Raw genomic sequence first — 14,942 nt, forward strand, 5'->3', positions numbered from 1 at the left:
CCGTCCGCTGGGATAACCTAGAGCAGTGACTTACGAGATTGAGATTGGCCGCGGCAAGCGTGGGCGTCGTGCCTACTCCCTGGATGACATTGCGATCGTCCCCAACCGGCGTACGCGTGACCCCAAGGACGTCTCGGTGTCCTGGCAGATCGATGCCTACAAGTTCGATATGCCGGTCATCGCAGCGCCGATGGATTCGGCGATGTCGCCGGAGACGGTGATCGCACTGGGCCGTTTGGGCGGACTCGGCGTGCTGGACCTCGAGGGCCTCTGGACCCGGTATGAGGACCCGCAGTCGGTGCTGGACCAGATCGCGGCACTCCAGGACGAGACCAACAGCCCGGCCGTGACGCGCCGCATGCAGGAGCTCTACCAGGCACCCATCCAGCCCGATCTGATCACGTCACGGCTCGCCGAGATCCGGGCCGCAGGTGTCACCGTGGCCGGCTCGTTGACCCCGCAGCGGACCCAGGAGCACTACAAGACCGTCGTGGCCGCGGGCGTCGACATCTTCGTGATCCGCGGAACCACCGTCTCCGCCGAGCACGTCTCCAAGGACCACGAGCCGTTGAACCTCAAGCAGTTCATCTACGAATTGGACGTGCCTGTGATTGTCGGCGGGGCGGCGGGCTACACCCCGGCCCTGCACCTGATGCGGACCGGCGCGGCCGGCGTGCTCGTCGGCTTCGGCGGCGGGGCCACGACAACCACCCGCCGCGCCCTCGGGATCCACTCGCCGATGGCCTCGGCCATCTCGGACGTGGCGGCGGCCCGGCGTGACTACATGGACGAATCCGGCGGACGCTACGTCCACGTGATCGCCGACGGCGGCATGGGTGCCTCCGGTGACATCGTCAAAGCCATCGCCATGGGCGCCGACGCCGTCATGCTGGGCAGCGCCCTGGCCCGTGCCGACGAAGCGCCGGGAAAGGGCTGGCACTGGGGCCAGGAGGCGCACCACCTCGAACTTCCCCGCGGCGACAGGGTCAACGTCGGAACGGTCGGCCCGCTCGAAGAGGTGCTCTTCGGACCCGGCCACCAGACCAACGGAACGTCCAACCTCATCGGTGCCCTGCGCCGTTCGATGGCCACCACGGGCTACTCGGATCTGAAGGAATTCCAGCGCGTCGACGTCGTCGTTTCACCGTATGAGGGCAACTGACCCGCCCCTGCCCATCCGGTTGACTAGGAAGTAGTCTGGTGCCCTACGAGGTTCGATCCGGATGGAGGCGTGACATGAACAGTTTTCCCGGCGGTTCTCCCGTGGCCGGCGGTGCCCTTGGCCCTGCCGAACGCGAGGCTTCACTCGAGGTGCTCAAGGCCTCCGCGGATCCGGGCAAGGAACTCGACATCCTGATCGTGGGCGGCGGCATCGTCGGCGCCGGGGCTGCCCTCGACGCCGTCACGCGCGGGCTGACAGTCGGCATCGTGGAGGCGAACGACTGGGCGGCGGGTACGTCCTCGCGGTCCTCCAAGCTCATCCATGGCGGACTCCGTTACCTCGAGATGCTCGACTTCGGGCTGGTCAAAGAGGCGCTGCACGAACGCGGCTTGATCCTTTCGGTGCTCGCCCCGCACCTGGCCCGGCCGGTCCCGTTCCTGTACCCGCTTACCAAACCGTTCCTGGAGCGGCCCTATGTCGGCGCCGGCATCGCCCTGTACGACGCGATGTCCATCACTGGCGGCCACAGCCGCGGCGTGCCGTTCCACAAACACCTGACCCGCCGCGGGACCCTGCGGGCTGCTCCCAGCCTCAAGGATGACGCCTTCGTAGGCTCCATCCGGTACTACGACGGCCAGGTCGATGACGCCAAATACGTCGCAAACCTCATCCGCACAGCCGCGTACTACGGAGCCCACGCGGTGAACCAGACGTCCGTGGTGGACTTCCTGCGTGAGGGCGAACGCGTGGTCGGCGCCAAGGTGATCAACCACGAGGACGGGTCCACCTTTAATATCCGTGCCAAGCAGGTCATCAACGCCACGGGAGTCTGGACGGACGAGACCCAGGCCATGGTCACCGACCGCGGCCAGCTGAAGGTCCGCGCCTCCAAGGGCATCCACCTGGTGGTCCCGCGGGACCGCTTCCAGTCCACCGTCGGGCTCATCCTGCGGACCGAGAAGTCCGTGCTCTTTGTCATCCCCTGGGGCCGGCACTGGATCATCGGGACCACCGACACGGACTGGCACCTCGACAAGGCCCACCCCGCGGCCTCCAGCAAGGACATCGACTACATCCTCGAGCACGTCAACAAGGTCCTGAAACGCCCGCTCACCCGTGAGGACGTCGAGGGGGTCTATGCCGGGCTGCGTCCGCTGCTGGCCGGCGAGAACGACTCCACCGCCAAGCTTTCCCGCGAACACGTCGTGGCACATCCGGTGCCCGGCCTCGTCGTCGTCGCCGGCGGCAAATGGACCACCTACCGGGTCATGGCCAAGGACGCCGTCGACGAGGCGACCCGCAGCATGGACGAACGCGTCCCGGACAGCTGCACCGAGTCCATTCCGCTGCTTGGCGCGAGCGGCTTCAAGGCCGCCTGGAACAGGCGGAACCGGACGGCGGAAGAATCGGGCATCCACGTGGCGCGGATCGAGCACCTGCTCAGCCGCTACGGTGCCATGACGCCCGAAGTGCTGGCGCTCATCACCGAGCGGCCGGAACTGGCGGAACCGCTGCCGGGAGCCGACGATTACCTGGGCGCCGAGGCCGTCTACGCCGCCACCCATGAAGGCGCACGCCACGTGCAGGACGTTCTCACCCGGCGGACCCGCATCTCCATCGAGGCGTGGGACCGGGGTGTGTCCGCCGCTCCGGTAGTCGCTAAACTTATGGGGGACGTTCTCGGCTGGAGCGATGCGCAGCGCGAGAGTGAAATCAAGCACTACCTGGCCCGGGTCGACGCCGAACGGTTGAGCCAGGAGCAGCCGGATGACGAGTCCGCCGACGCCGCGCGCATGGGCGTCGAGGACATCGTTCCGCTGCGCTGACCGGCAACGCCGGACGGCGGCCCCACCGCGGGCGGCCGGACGGCCTGCACCCACGCACCTTCGAAGGGACACCTCTTGGCGGAACCACTGGACCGGTATGACGCCGATCTCACCACCCCCGAGATGGTGATCCTTGAAATGGACGCCGCGGACAAGGTCGACGCCGCGTCCCAGCTCGCCGGACGGATGCACGCCGCCGGCCGGATCACCGACCTGGAAGGATTCCTCAAGCACGTCAACGCGCGGGAACACCAGCTCGCCACCGGACTTCCGGGCGGGATCGGCCTGCCCCACGCCCGCAGCGAGTTTGTCTCCCGGACCTCGATCGCCATCGGGATCACCAAGTACGGCAGGGCCCTCGATTTCGGCGCCGCCGACGGGCCGGCCACCGTGGTCCTCCTGATCGCGACGCCGGCCAGCTCGTTTTCCGACCACCTCGAAGTGCTGGCCACGCTGGCCCGTTCCTTGTCCAAGGAGTCGTTCCGCGAGTCGCTCCGGCGGGCCTACGATCCCGAAGTGATCGCGGAGCTCATCAACTCCAGCCTGGTCTTCTTCGACCACTGAAGAGTGGGGCAGCAGGCCACCCCGCTCTTGGGGCAGCCGGCCACCCCGTTTCGTTGTTCTACACGAGGACGAAGTACGGTTAAGGGGTGCTGAAAACTGCCCTTAAGCCCCGTTGGATTGCAGGCCTGGTGTTTGCGATCCTCATCTCCGGGGTGTTTGTGCTGCTCAGCCAATGGCAGTTCGGCCAGTCCACCAAGTCAGCCGCTCCGCCCGCTGCCACTACCGAGGAACTCAAGCCGCTGACAGCTGTGCTGAAGCCTGCCGATTTCTTCCCGGCCTCCGCAGCGGACCAGAAAGTGTCCACAACGGGCAGCTATGACCCGCAGAAGCAGGTCCTGGTTCCGGGCCGCCTGCACGGCGGCGAGAAGGGCTACTGGATCGTGTCGGCCTTCGCTGTCGCGGATGCCCCGGTGCTGACCGGTGCAGGCGCGTCGCCGCAGACCTGGATCCCGGTGGCTCGTGGCTGGGTGGCGCATCCGGCTGAAGCGGTAGCGCCGCCGTCGGGCGTCATTGAACTCACCGGCCGGCTGATCCCGTCTGAGTCACCGCTGCCCAACACCGACGCCGGCCCCGGGCGGGCCACCGCCGTTTCCGTCGCGGAACTGATCAACGTCTGGGAGGTCAGCAGCTACCCCGGCTTCATTGCCGCGGACACGGAGAAGTCGGGCACCACCGACGTTTCGGCAGCCGCCGGCGGTGCTGTTAAGCCGCTGAACATCGGGCCGCAGCCTGCCGCGCAGAAAGTCAATCTGCTGAACATCTTCTACGCGGCCGAATGGGTTGTTTTCGCCGGGTTCGCGTTGTTTATCTGGTGGCGGCTGGTCAAAGACGACTACCGCCGGGAACTTGAGGACGCGCTCGACGACGCTTCCGACGGCCATGGAGTCCTGCCCCACGATCCGGACAGCACCGAGCCGCACATGGATACACAGCACGCCGCTGAACAGCACGCCACCCTACAGAACTCCCCGCAACAGAGCCCCACCAACCCGAGAGTGCAATGATGATCGAGCCCCAGCCGGCAGTCCAGCCACAGCAGAGCAGCGGAACGGGAAGCGCCACCGGCAAGAAGCGCCGGTTCGGCGGAACCGAGGCCCAGGTCCGCTCCGCCCTGAAGTTCTATAAAGCCCTCGCATACCTGACCGGCAGCATGTTGCTGCTGCTCTGCCTCGAGATGATTGCGCGCTACGCCTTTGGCCAGTACCTCTTCGCAGGCGGCACCAACGCCGCAACCGGGGAGCCGTTCGGGCTGGGGCTGGCTGACGCAGAGCCGCCGGGCGTTATCGGCGGGGTCAACCTCTCCGTCGCGGTCCTGATTGTTCATGGCTGGATGTACGTCGTGTATCTCATGTCCAACTTCCGGCTCTGGTCCCTGATGCGCTGGCCGTTCGCGAAGCTCATCATCATGGCCCTGGGCGGCGTCGTGCCGTTCCTGTCCTTCTTCGTCGAGAAAAAGTTCCACGCCGAGGTCGAAGCTGAGATCGCCGCCAACCCGCAGGCTCCGCAGCGGTACTGAACTCCCTTACTACTGGATGCGCTGGTGTGAGATCCCTTACCAGGCCGCCTGTTTGGCCGCCTGGAACGGCTCCTCGATGTGCGGCCCGGCCATGGCGCAAAGTAGGCTAGAGGGGTGACTACTCCCACTGCATCCCAGACGTCCCACAAGCCCGTGCTGGTTGTTGACTACGGTGCCCAGTACGCGCAGCTGATCGCCCGCCGCGTCCGGGAAGCGAATGTGTATTCGGAAGTGGTTCCGCATACCTACAGCACCGAGCAGCTGCTGGCCAAGGACCCCGCCGCCATCATCCTCTCCGGCGGCCCGTCCAGCGTCTACGCCGAGGGCGCCCCCCGTGTCGGCGCTGACCTGTTCGAAGCCGGTGTCCCGGTTTTCGGAATCTGCTACGGCTTCCAGGCCATGGCGAACGCACTGGGCGGCAGGGTGGCCCAGACCGGGCTCCGGGAGTACGGGGCGACGGAGACCACTACCGTCGGCGACGGCCGCTCCATCCTTGAGGGCATGCCCCAGCACCAGAGCACGTGGATGAGCCACGGCGACTCCGTCCACGAGGCGCCCGAGGGCTTTGAGGTCCTGGCCACCACGGCCGGCGCTGACGTGGCCGCTTTCGCCAACGAAGCAAAGGGGCTCTACGGCGTGCAGTGGCACCCCGAGGTGAAGCACTCCGCGTACGGTCAGCAGGTCCTGGAGAACTTCCTCTTCAAAGGCGCCAAGCTGGAGCCGAACTGGACCACGGGCAACATCCTTGAGGAGCAGGTCGAGCGCATCCGGGCGCAGATCGGCGACGCCAGGGTCATCTGCGGGTTGTCCGGCGGCGTCGATTCCGCAGTGGCGGCAGCCCTCGTCCAGCGCGCCGTCGGGGACCAGCTGACGTGTGTTTTCGTGGACCACGGGCTGCTCCGCGAAGGCGAGGCCGAACAGGTCGAACGTGACTTCGTGGCCGCGACGGGCGTCAAGCTTTACGTCGCCAACGAGCAGGAGCGGTTCCTCAGCGCCCTGGCCGGCGTCAGTGACCCGCGGAGACCAAACGCAAGATCATCGGCCGCGAATTCATCCGCGCGTTCGAGGAAGCTGAGCTGGCCATCATCTCCGAGGCGGCCGCGCACGGCGAGAAGATCAAGTTCCTGGTCCAGGGCACGCTGTACCCGGACGTCGTCGAATCCGGCGGCGGCGAAGGCGCGGCCAACATCAAGAGCCACCACAACGTGGGCGGGCTGCCGGAAGACCTGCAGTTCGAACTCGTGGAGCCGCTGCGGGCACTGTTCAAGGATGAAGTCCGTGCCGTCGGCGCCCAGCTCGGCCTGCCCCAGGAAATCGTCGGACGCCAGCCGTTCCCCGGTCCCGGCCTCGGCATCCGGATTGTCGGCGACGTCACCAAGGAACGCCTCGAGCTGCTGCGCAAGGCGGACGCGATCGCCCGTGCGGAACTGACTGCCGCGGGCCTCGACAACGAGGTCTGGCAGATGCCGGTCGTGTTGCTCGCGGACGTCCGCAGCGTCGGCGTCCAGGGCGACGGGCGCACCTACGGCCACCCGATCGTGCTGCGGCCGGTGACCTCCGAGGACGCCATGACGGCGGACTGGTCCCGGCTGCCCTACGATCTGCTGGCACGGATATCCAACCGGATCACCAACGAGGTGGACGGGGTCAACCGCGTGGTGCTGGACGTCACCAGCAAGCCGCCGGGAACCATCGAGTGGGAATAGCCCTTTAGCGAAGCGGCCGGCCTTCCGAGGCCGGCCGCTTCGCTTTTGGCCCGGGGTTCGGGCCGTCGGCCCGAGGCAATTCTGGTCAAATTTTGCCGGCGCCAGTGTTGCGGGCACTTGCTCGCCGCCGATTCGGGCTACTCTCGAAGGCATGCCGGTATGGTCCAGGGCGTCACGCTCCAAAACGGAAAACGCGAGCACAATCAACGCGAACCCAGCAAAAGCGAGCAGAGAAAAGAAGGCAGAAGTGTCAGTTGGTCAAGGCCACCACGAAGGCTCCGAGGAGCTCAGGAAATGGCTGTCGGGTCTCAAACCCGTCACCGGAGCAGATACCATGCTGCGCTTTACCAAGACGCCCGAGGGCTCGATCGACCTGACCCACGCGCACCCGTCGGGCCTGGCCCAGCTCATGGCCGGCCGCCGTACCCGGCTTTCCACCCTGATCCGGGACCGCCAGCAGTTCGTCGTAGCGGCCCGCGCCTCCCGGAACCTGCGCTCGAAGATTTTCGAACTCTCCAACGACCGCGGCATCGACGCAGGGTACTTCTCCGCCGGAACGGTCGTCTGGACTTCCGCCGTCGGGGGCAAGCCGCAGCGCGTCTCGGCCCCCGTCCTGCTCATTGCCGTTTCGCTTACCGTCCGGCCGGGCGAGGACGACTACGAACTCCAGCTGACGGAGCAGGCCCGCATTAACCCGGCCCTTGTCCGCCACCTGAAGACCGTCCACGGAATTGTTTTCGACGTAAACGCCGTGACCCGGATGGCGTACAGCACCGCCCGCTTCGATCCGCAGCCGGTCCTGGACCGGCTCGGCACCCTCGTCCAGCCCATCCATGGCGCCGAAGTGGAACACAACCTCCTGGTTTCCACGTTCTCGGACCTTTCGGGGAACCTCGAGGATCCGTGGATCAACGAAAACAACGCCATCGTTGCCGCCCTGGCCCGCGCTGCCGCCGGCGAGCCGGTGGCGGTGCCCGAACCCGATCCGGGCCGCTTCCCGAGCACGGATGCGCGGCACCCGGCCCAGGAACTGCTGCTGCTCGACGCCGACGCGGACCAGCAGTATGTCGTGGATGCCGTCCGCGCCGGGGACTCACTCGCCGTGAGCAGCCCGCCGGGGACGGGTCAGACCCAGACGGCCATCAACACTATCGGCGCGCTCGTCGACGCCGGCAAGACCGTCCTCGTGGTGGGCGACAGGCGCGCTGCCCTGGCCGAGATCTCGGGCCAGCTGGAGAGCCTTGGGCTCGAGTCCATGCTCCTCCAGCTCTCCGGAAACGCGGCCCCGATGCAGCTCAAGGGCCAGCTGGTCCGGGCCATCGTCCGCAATGAGAAGTCCCTCGAACCGCAGCTGAGCAACCTGCACACGACCCTCGTCGAGCACCGCCACGCCCTCATGGACCACGTGGCCTCGCTTCACAACATCCGCGAACGCTGGGGCTGCTCACCCTACGAGGCGATGCAGTCGCTCGCCGGTCTGACTTCTATCCACCCCGCACCGGCCACCACGGTGCGCCTGAAGCGCAGCGTGCTGGACAACATCCGGGACCGGGCGGAACTGGCCGGGAGGCTCCGCCGGGCTGCTGAGCTGGGCAGTTTCAGCCGTGCCTCCACCACCAGCCCCTGGCACGGAGCACGGCTGCTGACCCGGAAGGAAACGCAGGAAGCACAGCAGGTCGCAGTGTCTGTGGCACAGAAGCTGCCGCTGCTGCGCGAGCGGATGAACGGCGTCGCTGATCATGCTGAAATCCGGCTCGGCAACACCTTTGCTGAATGGGGAGAGCAGATCGAACTCCTCGTCGCGGTGCGCGAAAGCCTCGACAAGTTCACCCCGGACATTTTCGACCGCCCGGTCCATGACCTCATTTCGGCGACCGCTACCTCCTCCTGGCGGCGGGAGCGGAACATCGAAATGCCGTCCATGCAACGTTCCCGCCTGCGCCGCGTCGCGAAGGAATACGTCCGCCCCGGCGTCCACATTGCTGACCTTCACAGTTCGCTGGTCCTCGTCCAGGAACAACGGGCCGCCTGGTCCGGCTATGCCACCACGCAGCGCCACCCTGCGGTCCCGTCCGGGCTGGCGGATATCTCGGCCCTTTACCGTGAAGTGGGCGCCGAGCTGTTCGAACTTGGATTGGCCGTGAAGTACACCGCTGACGGCGGTGAGCTCGCGTCCACACCCTACGAGGAACTCATGGCGCGGCTGGAACGACTGGTGTCCGACACCGGCACGCTCGAGACCCTTCCCGAGCGGACCCTGCTCGTGGAGAACATGCGTGAGCACGGCCTGGGCGAGCTGCTCGCCGACTTGGCCGAGCGCGAGGTGCCGGCGGAATCGGTGGCGGCCGAACTTGACCTCGCCTGGTGGCAGTCCGCCCTGGAGGCCATGATCAGCGGGGACGACTATCTCGCCATGTCCGACGGCGACGCGCTGCGCCAGTTGGAGGCCGAGTACCGCCTCGCCGACAACGCCCACATCGCCAGTGGCGCTGCCCGGCTTCGCTGGGCGCTTGCGGAGCGCTGGCGGGCGGCTATTGCGGAGAACCCGCGGCAGTCGGACCTGCTGCGCAGCCTCCTCAAAGACGGACGCGTGACGCTCTCGGCCTTGACCGGTCAGGCCCCGGAACTGCTCCCCAAGTTGGTGCCCGTCTGGTCCGTCAGCCCGTACCTGATGCCCGGACTGCTGCCGATCGAGCAGACGTTCGACGCCGTGGTCATCCTCGACGCCGAGGCGACCTCACTGCAGGCCGTGCTTCCGGCCATCGCACGCGCCCAGCAGGTCATCGCCTTCGGCGACGACCGGATCGCCAGCCCGCGGACCTTCACCGTCTCAGTGGAGCGGCTGGCCGCCGGCGAAAGCTCGCACCAGGGTGTTGAAAGCGCCTACAAGGCCCTCGCAGCCGTCCTGCCGGTCGCCAAGTTGCGCAACGTCTACCGGGCGGTGGACGAGGACCTTGTGCGCCAGCTGAGCAAAGCCTTCTACGACGGCGGGCTCCGCCGGCTTCCCGAGGGCCAGTCCGCCACCGGTCTGGACCGTGCACTGACCGTGGAATACCTGCCCGGCGGCACCGGACTGCCCAGCGCGGACCACGACGGGGTTGAGTCCGTCGTCGCCGAGGTGAACCGCGTCGTCGAGCTTGTCTTCGAACACGCGCGCCTCCGGCCCCGGACCTCCTTGGCCGTGGTCACCGGCAGCCTCCGCCATGCCGCGCGCATCGGCGAGAGCATCCGGCTGCAGCTGCCCAACTACCCGCTGCTTGCAAGCTTCTTCACCGCAGGCGATGAATCCTTCCGGGTGGTGGACCTCGAGCGTGCCCAGGGCCTGGTCCGCGACCATGTCATTTTCTCCCCGGGCTATGGACGCACCCCGCACGGGCGCGCCCTGCACAGCCTCGGCCCGCTCTCGGCGGAGGGCGGACGGGCCAAGTTCGCCCTGGCGATGACCCGGGCCCGCCGCTCCCTGCACGTCCTCACCTGCTTCCGGCCCGAGGATCTCGACGTGACCCGGCTGAGCCACGGAGCCGTCGACTTCTACGAACTGCTGGACCGGGAAATGACAGGAAACTCCGACCTCGGCAGCCCCGCCTCCCGGGCCGCCGCGAGCGAGCAGGCCCTGGGCGCCGATCCGCTGGTGGCCGATCTGGGAGACCGGCTCCGGGCCCGCGGTGCCCGTGTCTGGCACCAGTACGACGGCGTCCTGAACATGGTGGCCGCCGCCGATCCCCTGCACACGATCGGCCAGGACGACGCCGAGATTCCGCGTCCCGTGGCCATCGAATCCGACGGGACCGAACAGTACCTTCGGATGACGGTCCGGGAACGCAGCCGGCTCCGGCCCCAGCAGCTGGAGAGGCTGGGCTGGCGCTACCTGCCGCTGTGGACCATAGAGGTGTTCACCGACCCGTCGGCCTGTGCCGACCGGATCGGCGGCTACCTGGGCTTGGAAAAGCCTCCGGTGTCCAGCGGCCGACGGTCCTCGTCCGGATTCTTCGACGATGACGTGGAACATCTGGCCGTCAGTGATGCACAGGCCGCGGCGGCACAGGAAACCGAGGAGCCGGCTGCCCGCGCCCTTTCCTCGGAGCCAGACACCGCAGATTCCCCGGACGCAGCGCACCAGCAGGCGCCAGCAACAGGCAGCAAGGAGGCCGACGGCATGAGTGCGGACGGCGACAATCACGACAACGCCCCGGAACAGCACACCGGTGCGCAGGATGTTGCACAGGACGTTGCACAGGCACCTGAGCCTGCCGGGGTGCCGACGGCTGCCAGCAGCTCAGCGTCCGCCGGAGTGCTGCCGAACAAAGCGGCCGAGGACGACCCGCGCCGCTGGGGCGACCGGCCCGACAGCTACGACCACGACTCCTGGCTGCAGGAACAAAAGCCCCCGCACTGGGGCTAGGCGGAGCTTGGGGGAGCGGCCCGCCGGTGTCCTGATCGAACCGGCGGCCGCCTGACCCTAGGAGACCCGTTTGACGCGCCGGCCCAGCCGGGCGCCGCAGGACGTGTCGCCCTAGCCGGGCGCCGTTGGCCTGCCGGGCGCCGGGGCGACGAGGACGAAGAACAGCTTCCCCTGGGTGGATGAACCGGCCAGCCGACGGGACTGGTCCGCATCTGCCGCCACGACGATGAGGCCGTCCGTCTCCCCGTCCCCAAGCCACTGCGTACCTTTGCCGCCCTGCGTTGAGGTCCACAGCACGGGAACGGAGGCGGCCAGCACCTCGGACCTCGCGGGTTGCTCATAGCCGTCGCCGCCGGAGAGGACCACGTTGATCAGTTGACCGGGGGAGACCAGCTGGATGGAGGACGGGTCCGCCATCCGGAGCGGCACGGCTACCGAGCCCGGAGGATTTCCGGCCAGCAGGCCGGGGCCCAGGAGCTGGGAGTCCGAGATCAGCTGGCCCTGCCGCAGGGGTACGGCAAGCTGTTTTCCTTGAAGCGCTGTGGTGTCGCTGAAGCTGCCGCCGGGCAGCAGGCCGCGGGGAACGTTCAGGAGCGCCAGGTCGGCCGGGTCGAGGGTCTTGCCGGCAGCCAGATCGCGGGTCGCGGCGAGGGCGCCGACAGTATCGTCCGGTGCCGGTGTGAGTTGTTGGACCGTGATCCCGGCGGCAATGCACAGCAGTAGGGCCACTGCCAGCCGCCGGTTCCGGTTGAGCCAGCCCGTAAGGCGGCTTCTTCTCCGCACCCCGCCCGGACGGCGGGGCCGCGGCGGACCCACGGGGCTCTGTCCGTAGACCCTCTGGCCAGCGGAACGGCCCCGCGCACGGCGGGAGCTGGCGCGGAAGACTGCACTTATACGTTGTGCGCGTAGGGTCCTGCGCGGAGGACAAAACAATGCGACGGTGGCCATGCCGCCACGCTAGCTCCGGGCGCCACAGAGTCGCAGGTGGCGGTGAGGCTATGTGGAAAGCCGCAGTTCAGCACAGGGGCCCGGTGGTATGGGGCGCCCGCTGATCAGGGTTGGTCTCAGCTCGCGGCGGCAGGCGCGGGGGCAGCAGGAGCGGCCGGGGTCGACGCGGGAGCGGGCGCAACAGTGCTGCCCTTGGTGTCGCGGGAATCGGTCCGGTAGAAGCCGGAACCCTTGAAGACCACGCCGACGCTGTTGAACTTCTTGCGCAACGTGCCTTCGCACTCAGGGCAGGAGGTCAGGGAGCTGTCGGTGAAGGACTGCACGATCTCAAAGGCGTGGCTGCAATCCTTGCAGGCATATGCATACGTGGGCACTGGAAATCCTCCTCAGGTACAAACGAGAGGTCCCGTGCTGCCCGGTCCGGACCAGGCCGGGCTATCAACCGACGGGTTCCGGCCTTAGCAGTCGCAGGGCCTGAGTGCTAATTCTATCACCCCCGGTTCAGGGCCTTATAGCAGGCGGACGAACCCGCCGGGGGTCAGGGCGGACGGAACCCGGCGGTCGAAGGACTCCACGGGAATGCTGCCGGCGGGCAGCACCTCGCCGTCGTAGAGCACTGCGCTTGCGGGGATCGGCGGAAGCCGTCCGCCGTCGTCGGACGGTCCGGCAGGGGCCGGGAAGAGCGATTCGAGCGTCGCCAGAAACTTGTCGTAATAGCCGCCGCCCTGGCCGATCCGGTTGCCGGAGAAGTCGACGGCGGTGGCCGGCACAAAAATGCCGGCGGCGGACCGCATGATCTCCGGCCCGAAGTGTTCGCCGACGGGCTCCTGGATCGGGGCAAAGCGGCTGCGGACGAGCGTGGATTCCGGCGTCCAGTACACCCAGCTCAGGCTGATGCCCGGTTCGCACACCGGCAGCAGCACCCGGTGGCCGGCGCCATGCAGGGCCAAGAGCAGGGGGAGGGTGGGGGGCTCGGTGCCGACTCCCACGTAAGCCGCAAACGTTCCCGGGCGGCCGCCGGCGAGTCCGTTGGCCCACGCCAGGCCGTGCCGGGCTATCGCTGCACCGGCGGCGTCGAGCGCGTCCGGGGCAAGCGCGGCCCGCCGGGCACGGTGGCTCGCGCGGATCTCTTCCTTTGCTGCGTTCATGCCGCCGCCTTCCACCTGTTCCCGCTTCAACCGGAGTCGCGGCAGCATCCGCGCCCAACACCGGCCGTAGCTAATTACCGAATGTTTAGTACCTCCGTTAGATTAGTCGGGTGACTACACCCAACGCTTCCGTCCGCAAGGCCGTCATCCCCGCTGCGGGCCTCGGCACCAGGTTCCTTCCGGCCACCAAGGCCATGCCGAAGGAAATGCTTCCCGTCGTGGACAAGCCTGCCATCCAATACGTCGTCGAAGAGGCCGTCAACGTTGGTTTGAGCGACGTCCTGATGATCACCGGCCGCAACAAGCGCGCCCTCGAGGACCACTTCGACCGCGTCCCCACCCTCGAAGCCACGCTTGAAGCCAAGGGCGACACGGCCAAGCTGGAATCCATCCAGGCGGCGAGCAACCTCGGTGACATCCACTACGTGCGCCAGGGCGACCCCCTCGGCCTGGGCCACGCCGTCCTGCGCGCAAAGCAGCACGTGGGCTACGAACCGTTCGCTGTGCTGCTCGGTGATGACCTGATTGATGCCCGGGACGAGCTCCTGAGCACCATGATCGAAGTTCAGGCCAAGACCGGCGGTTCTGTTGTTGCACTGATCGAGGTGGATCCTTCCCAGATCAGCTCCTACGGTTGTGCGGACATCCGGGAAATCCAGGGCGAAGAGTACGTCCGCATCAACCAGCTGGTGGAAAAGCCCAACGCTGAGGACGCCCCGTCCAACCTTGCCGTCATCGGCCGATATGTTCTTCACCCGGCCGTCTTCGAGGTTCTGGAAGGCACAGAGCCCGGGCGCGGCGGCGAAATCCAGCTTACGGACGCCCTCCAGACGCTCGCCTCCGGCGAGGGCGAAGGCTACGGCGTGTACGGCGTCGTCTTCCGCGGCCGCCGCTACGACACTGGCGACAAGCTCAGCTACCTCAAGGCCTGCGTGCAGCTCGCCTGCGACAGCGAGGACCTCGGTCCCGGCCTGCGCGAATGGCTGCCCGAGTTCGCCTCCAGCCTCACCTCCAGCCTGATCAAGTAACACCCGTGGGGGGCAGCTTCAACTGGCCGGTTACGCTGGAATGCGGTGACATCCAGCTGCGCCCGATCCGTTACCGGGACCGCAAGGAATGGACGGATGTCCGTTCCCGGAACAGTGAGTGGCTCGCCCCCTGGGAGGCGTCCAACCCCCTTCCGGGCGGCGGCCTTCCCGACTACCGGCAGATGGTCCGCTCCCTCAAGGCCCAGGCGGCGCAAGCCTCCGCCCTGCCGTTCGTCATCACGGAGTGGACGCCGGGCTTCCGGGATCCGGTGATTGTCGGCCAACTGACTGTCTCTTCCATCGTGTGGGGTTCTGGCATGATGGCCACCCTCGGTTACTGGGTGGACCAGCAGCGGGCGGGCCGCGGGATTGCCCCCACGGCCGTGGCCTTGGCCACCGACCACTGCTTCGGCACGCTCGGGCTGCACCGGATGGAAATCAACATCCGGCCCGAGAATTCGGCGAGCCTCCGGGTGGTGGAGAAGCTGGGCTTCCGCGATGAGGGCTACCGGCCACGTTTCCTGCATATCAACGGGCAGTGGGCCGATCACCGGACTTTCGCGCTGACCTCCGAGGAAGTGCCTGAGGGTCTCCTGGCAAGGTGGCTGAAAACCCGTCCGGGCGGCCACTGAACCCTGCGGT

The 14,942-nt window shown here is 67.4% G+C and carries 11 protein-coding genes and 1 pseudogene; 9 read left to right on the forward strand and 3 right to left on the reverse strand.

The features are described 5' to 3' along the window. Nucleotides 1–25 precede the first annotated feature (25 nt). From QFZ65_RS06430 to QFZ65_RS06460, 7 genes and pseudogenes are all read left to right on the forward strand, one after another. The gene (locus tag QFZ65_RS06430; RefSeq protein ID WP_306909111.1) at nt 26–1,162 is read left to right on the forward strand and encodes a GuaB3 family IMP dehydrogenase-related protein; all 1,137 of its coding nucleotides are present in this window, start codon (nt 26–28) and stop codon (nt 1,160–1,162) included. Between the two features lie 74 nt (nt 1,163–1,236). After that, a complete protein-coding gene (locus tag QFZ65_RS06435) occupies nt 1,237–2,988 on the forward strand; it encodes a glycerol-3-phosphate dehydrogenase/oxidase (protein WP_306909113.1) in 1,752 nt (583 codons plus the stop codon). Nucleotides 2,989–3,063: 75 nt separating this feature from the next. Beyond that, the gene (locus tag QFZ65_RS06440; protein ID WP_306909116.1) at nt 3,064–3,552 is read left to right on the forward strand and encodes a PTS sugar transporter subunit IIA; all 489 of its coding nucleotides are present in this window, start codon (nt 3,064–3,066) and stop codon (nt 3,550–3,552) included. A gap of 86 nt (nt 3,553–3,638) precedes the next feature. Next, complete coding sequence (locus QFZ65_RS06445; RefSeq protein WP_306909118.1) at nt 3,639–4,556, forward strand: SURF1 family protein; 918 nt, start codon at nt 3,639–3,641, stop codon at nt 4,554–4,556. Continuing rightward, nucleotides 4,556–5,068 carry a DUF3817 domain-containing protein gene (locus QFZ65_RS06450; RefSeq protein ID WP_306909120.1) on the forward strand — a complete coding sequence of 171 codons (513 nt, stop codon included), beginning with the start codon at nt 4,556–4,558 and terminating at the stop codon, nt 5,066–5,068. Before QFZ65_RS06445 ends, QFZ65_RS06450 begins: the two co-directional genes overlap by 1 nt. Before the next feature lie 114 nt (nt 5,069–5,182). Further along, nucleotides 5,183–6,774: pseudogene (gene guaA / locus QFZ65_RS06455) on the forward strand (glutamine-hydrolyzing GMP synthase). A gap of 247 nt (nt 6,775–7,021) precedes the next feature. Then, nucleotides 7,022–11,176: a DUF4011 domain-containing protein gene (locus QFZ65_RS06460; protein ID WP_306909121.1), complete on the forward strand. Its 4,155-nt coding sequence runs from the start codon at nt 7,022–7,024 to the stop codon at nt 11,174–11,176. Nucleotides 11,177–11,287: 111 nt separating this feature from the next. Here the strand turns inward: QFZ65_RS06460 and QFZ65_RS06465 are convergent, their stop codons facing one another. The 3 genes from QFZ65_RS06465 to QFZ65_RS06475 form a co-directional block, all read right to left on the reverse strand. Beyond that, nucleotides 11,288–11,905: a Flp pilus assembly protein CpaB gene (locus QFZ65_RS06465; protein WP_306909122.1), complete on the reverse strand. Its 618-nt coding sequence runs from the start codon at nt 11,903–11,905 to the stop codon at nt 11,288–11,290. Nucleotides 11,906–12,240: 335 nt separating this feature from the next. Further along, entirely contained in the window at nt 12,241–12,498 is a 258-nt protein-coding gene (locus tag QFZ65_RS06470; RefSeq protein ID WP_306909125.1) for an FmdB family zinc ribbon protein, read from the reverse strand. A 135-nt stretch (nt 12,499–12,633) separates the two neighbouring features. Then, nucleotides 12,634–13,272, reverse strand: coding sequence for a 5-formyltetrahydrofolate cyclo-ligase (locus QFZ65_RS06475; RefSeq protein WP_306909127.1), 639 nt, complete (start codon nt 13,270–13,272; stop codon nt 12,634–12,636). Nucleotides 13,273–13,382: 110 nt separating this feature from the next. Here QFZ65_RS06475 and galU point away from each other — a divergent pair, with 110 nt between their 5' ends. Together galU and QFZ65_RS06485 are read left to right on the forward strand one after the other, a co-directional pair. Continuing rightward, nucleotides 13,383–14,300 (forward strand): UTP--glucose-1-phosphate uridylyltransferase GalU, encoded by a 918-nt coding sequence (gene galU, locus QFZ65_RS06480; protein WP_306909128.1) that lies wholly within the window; start codon nt 13,383–13,385, stop codon nt 14,298–14,300. Nucleotides 14,301–14,305: 5 nt separating this feature from the next. Next, nucleotides 14,306–14,932 (forward strand): GNAT family N-acetyltransferase, encoded by a 627-nt coding sequence (locus tag QFZ65_RS06485; RefSeq protein WP_306909130.1) that lies wholly within the window; start codon nt 14,306–14,308, stop codon nt 14,930–14,932. Nucleotides 14,933–14,942: the final 10 nt, after the last annotated feature.

Source organism: Arthrobacter sp. B3I9 (genome assembly GCF_030816935.1).
Taxonomy (GTDB): domain Bacteria; phylum Actinomycetota; class Actinomycetes; order Actinomycetales; family Micrococcaceae; genus Arthrobacter.

Coding starts and splice junctions, on each gene's coding strand:
- QFZ65_RS06475 (WP_306909127.1), bottom strand. CDS start 13,272: ATGAACGCAGCAAAGGAAGAGATCCGCGCGAGCCACCGTGCCCGGCGG.
- QFZ65_RS06435 (WP_306909113.1), top strand. CDS start 1,237: ATGAACAGTTTTCCCGGCGGTTCTCCCGTGGCCGGCGGTGCCCTTGGC.
- QFZ65_RS06450 (WP_306909120.1), top strand. CDS start 4,556: ATGATCGAGCCCCAGCCGGCAGTCCAGCCACAGCAGAGCAGCGGAACG.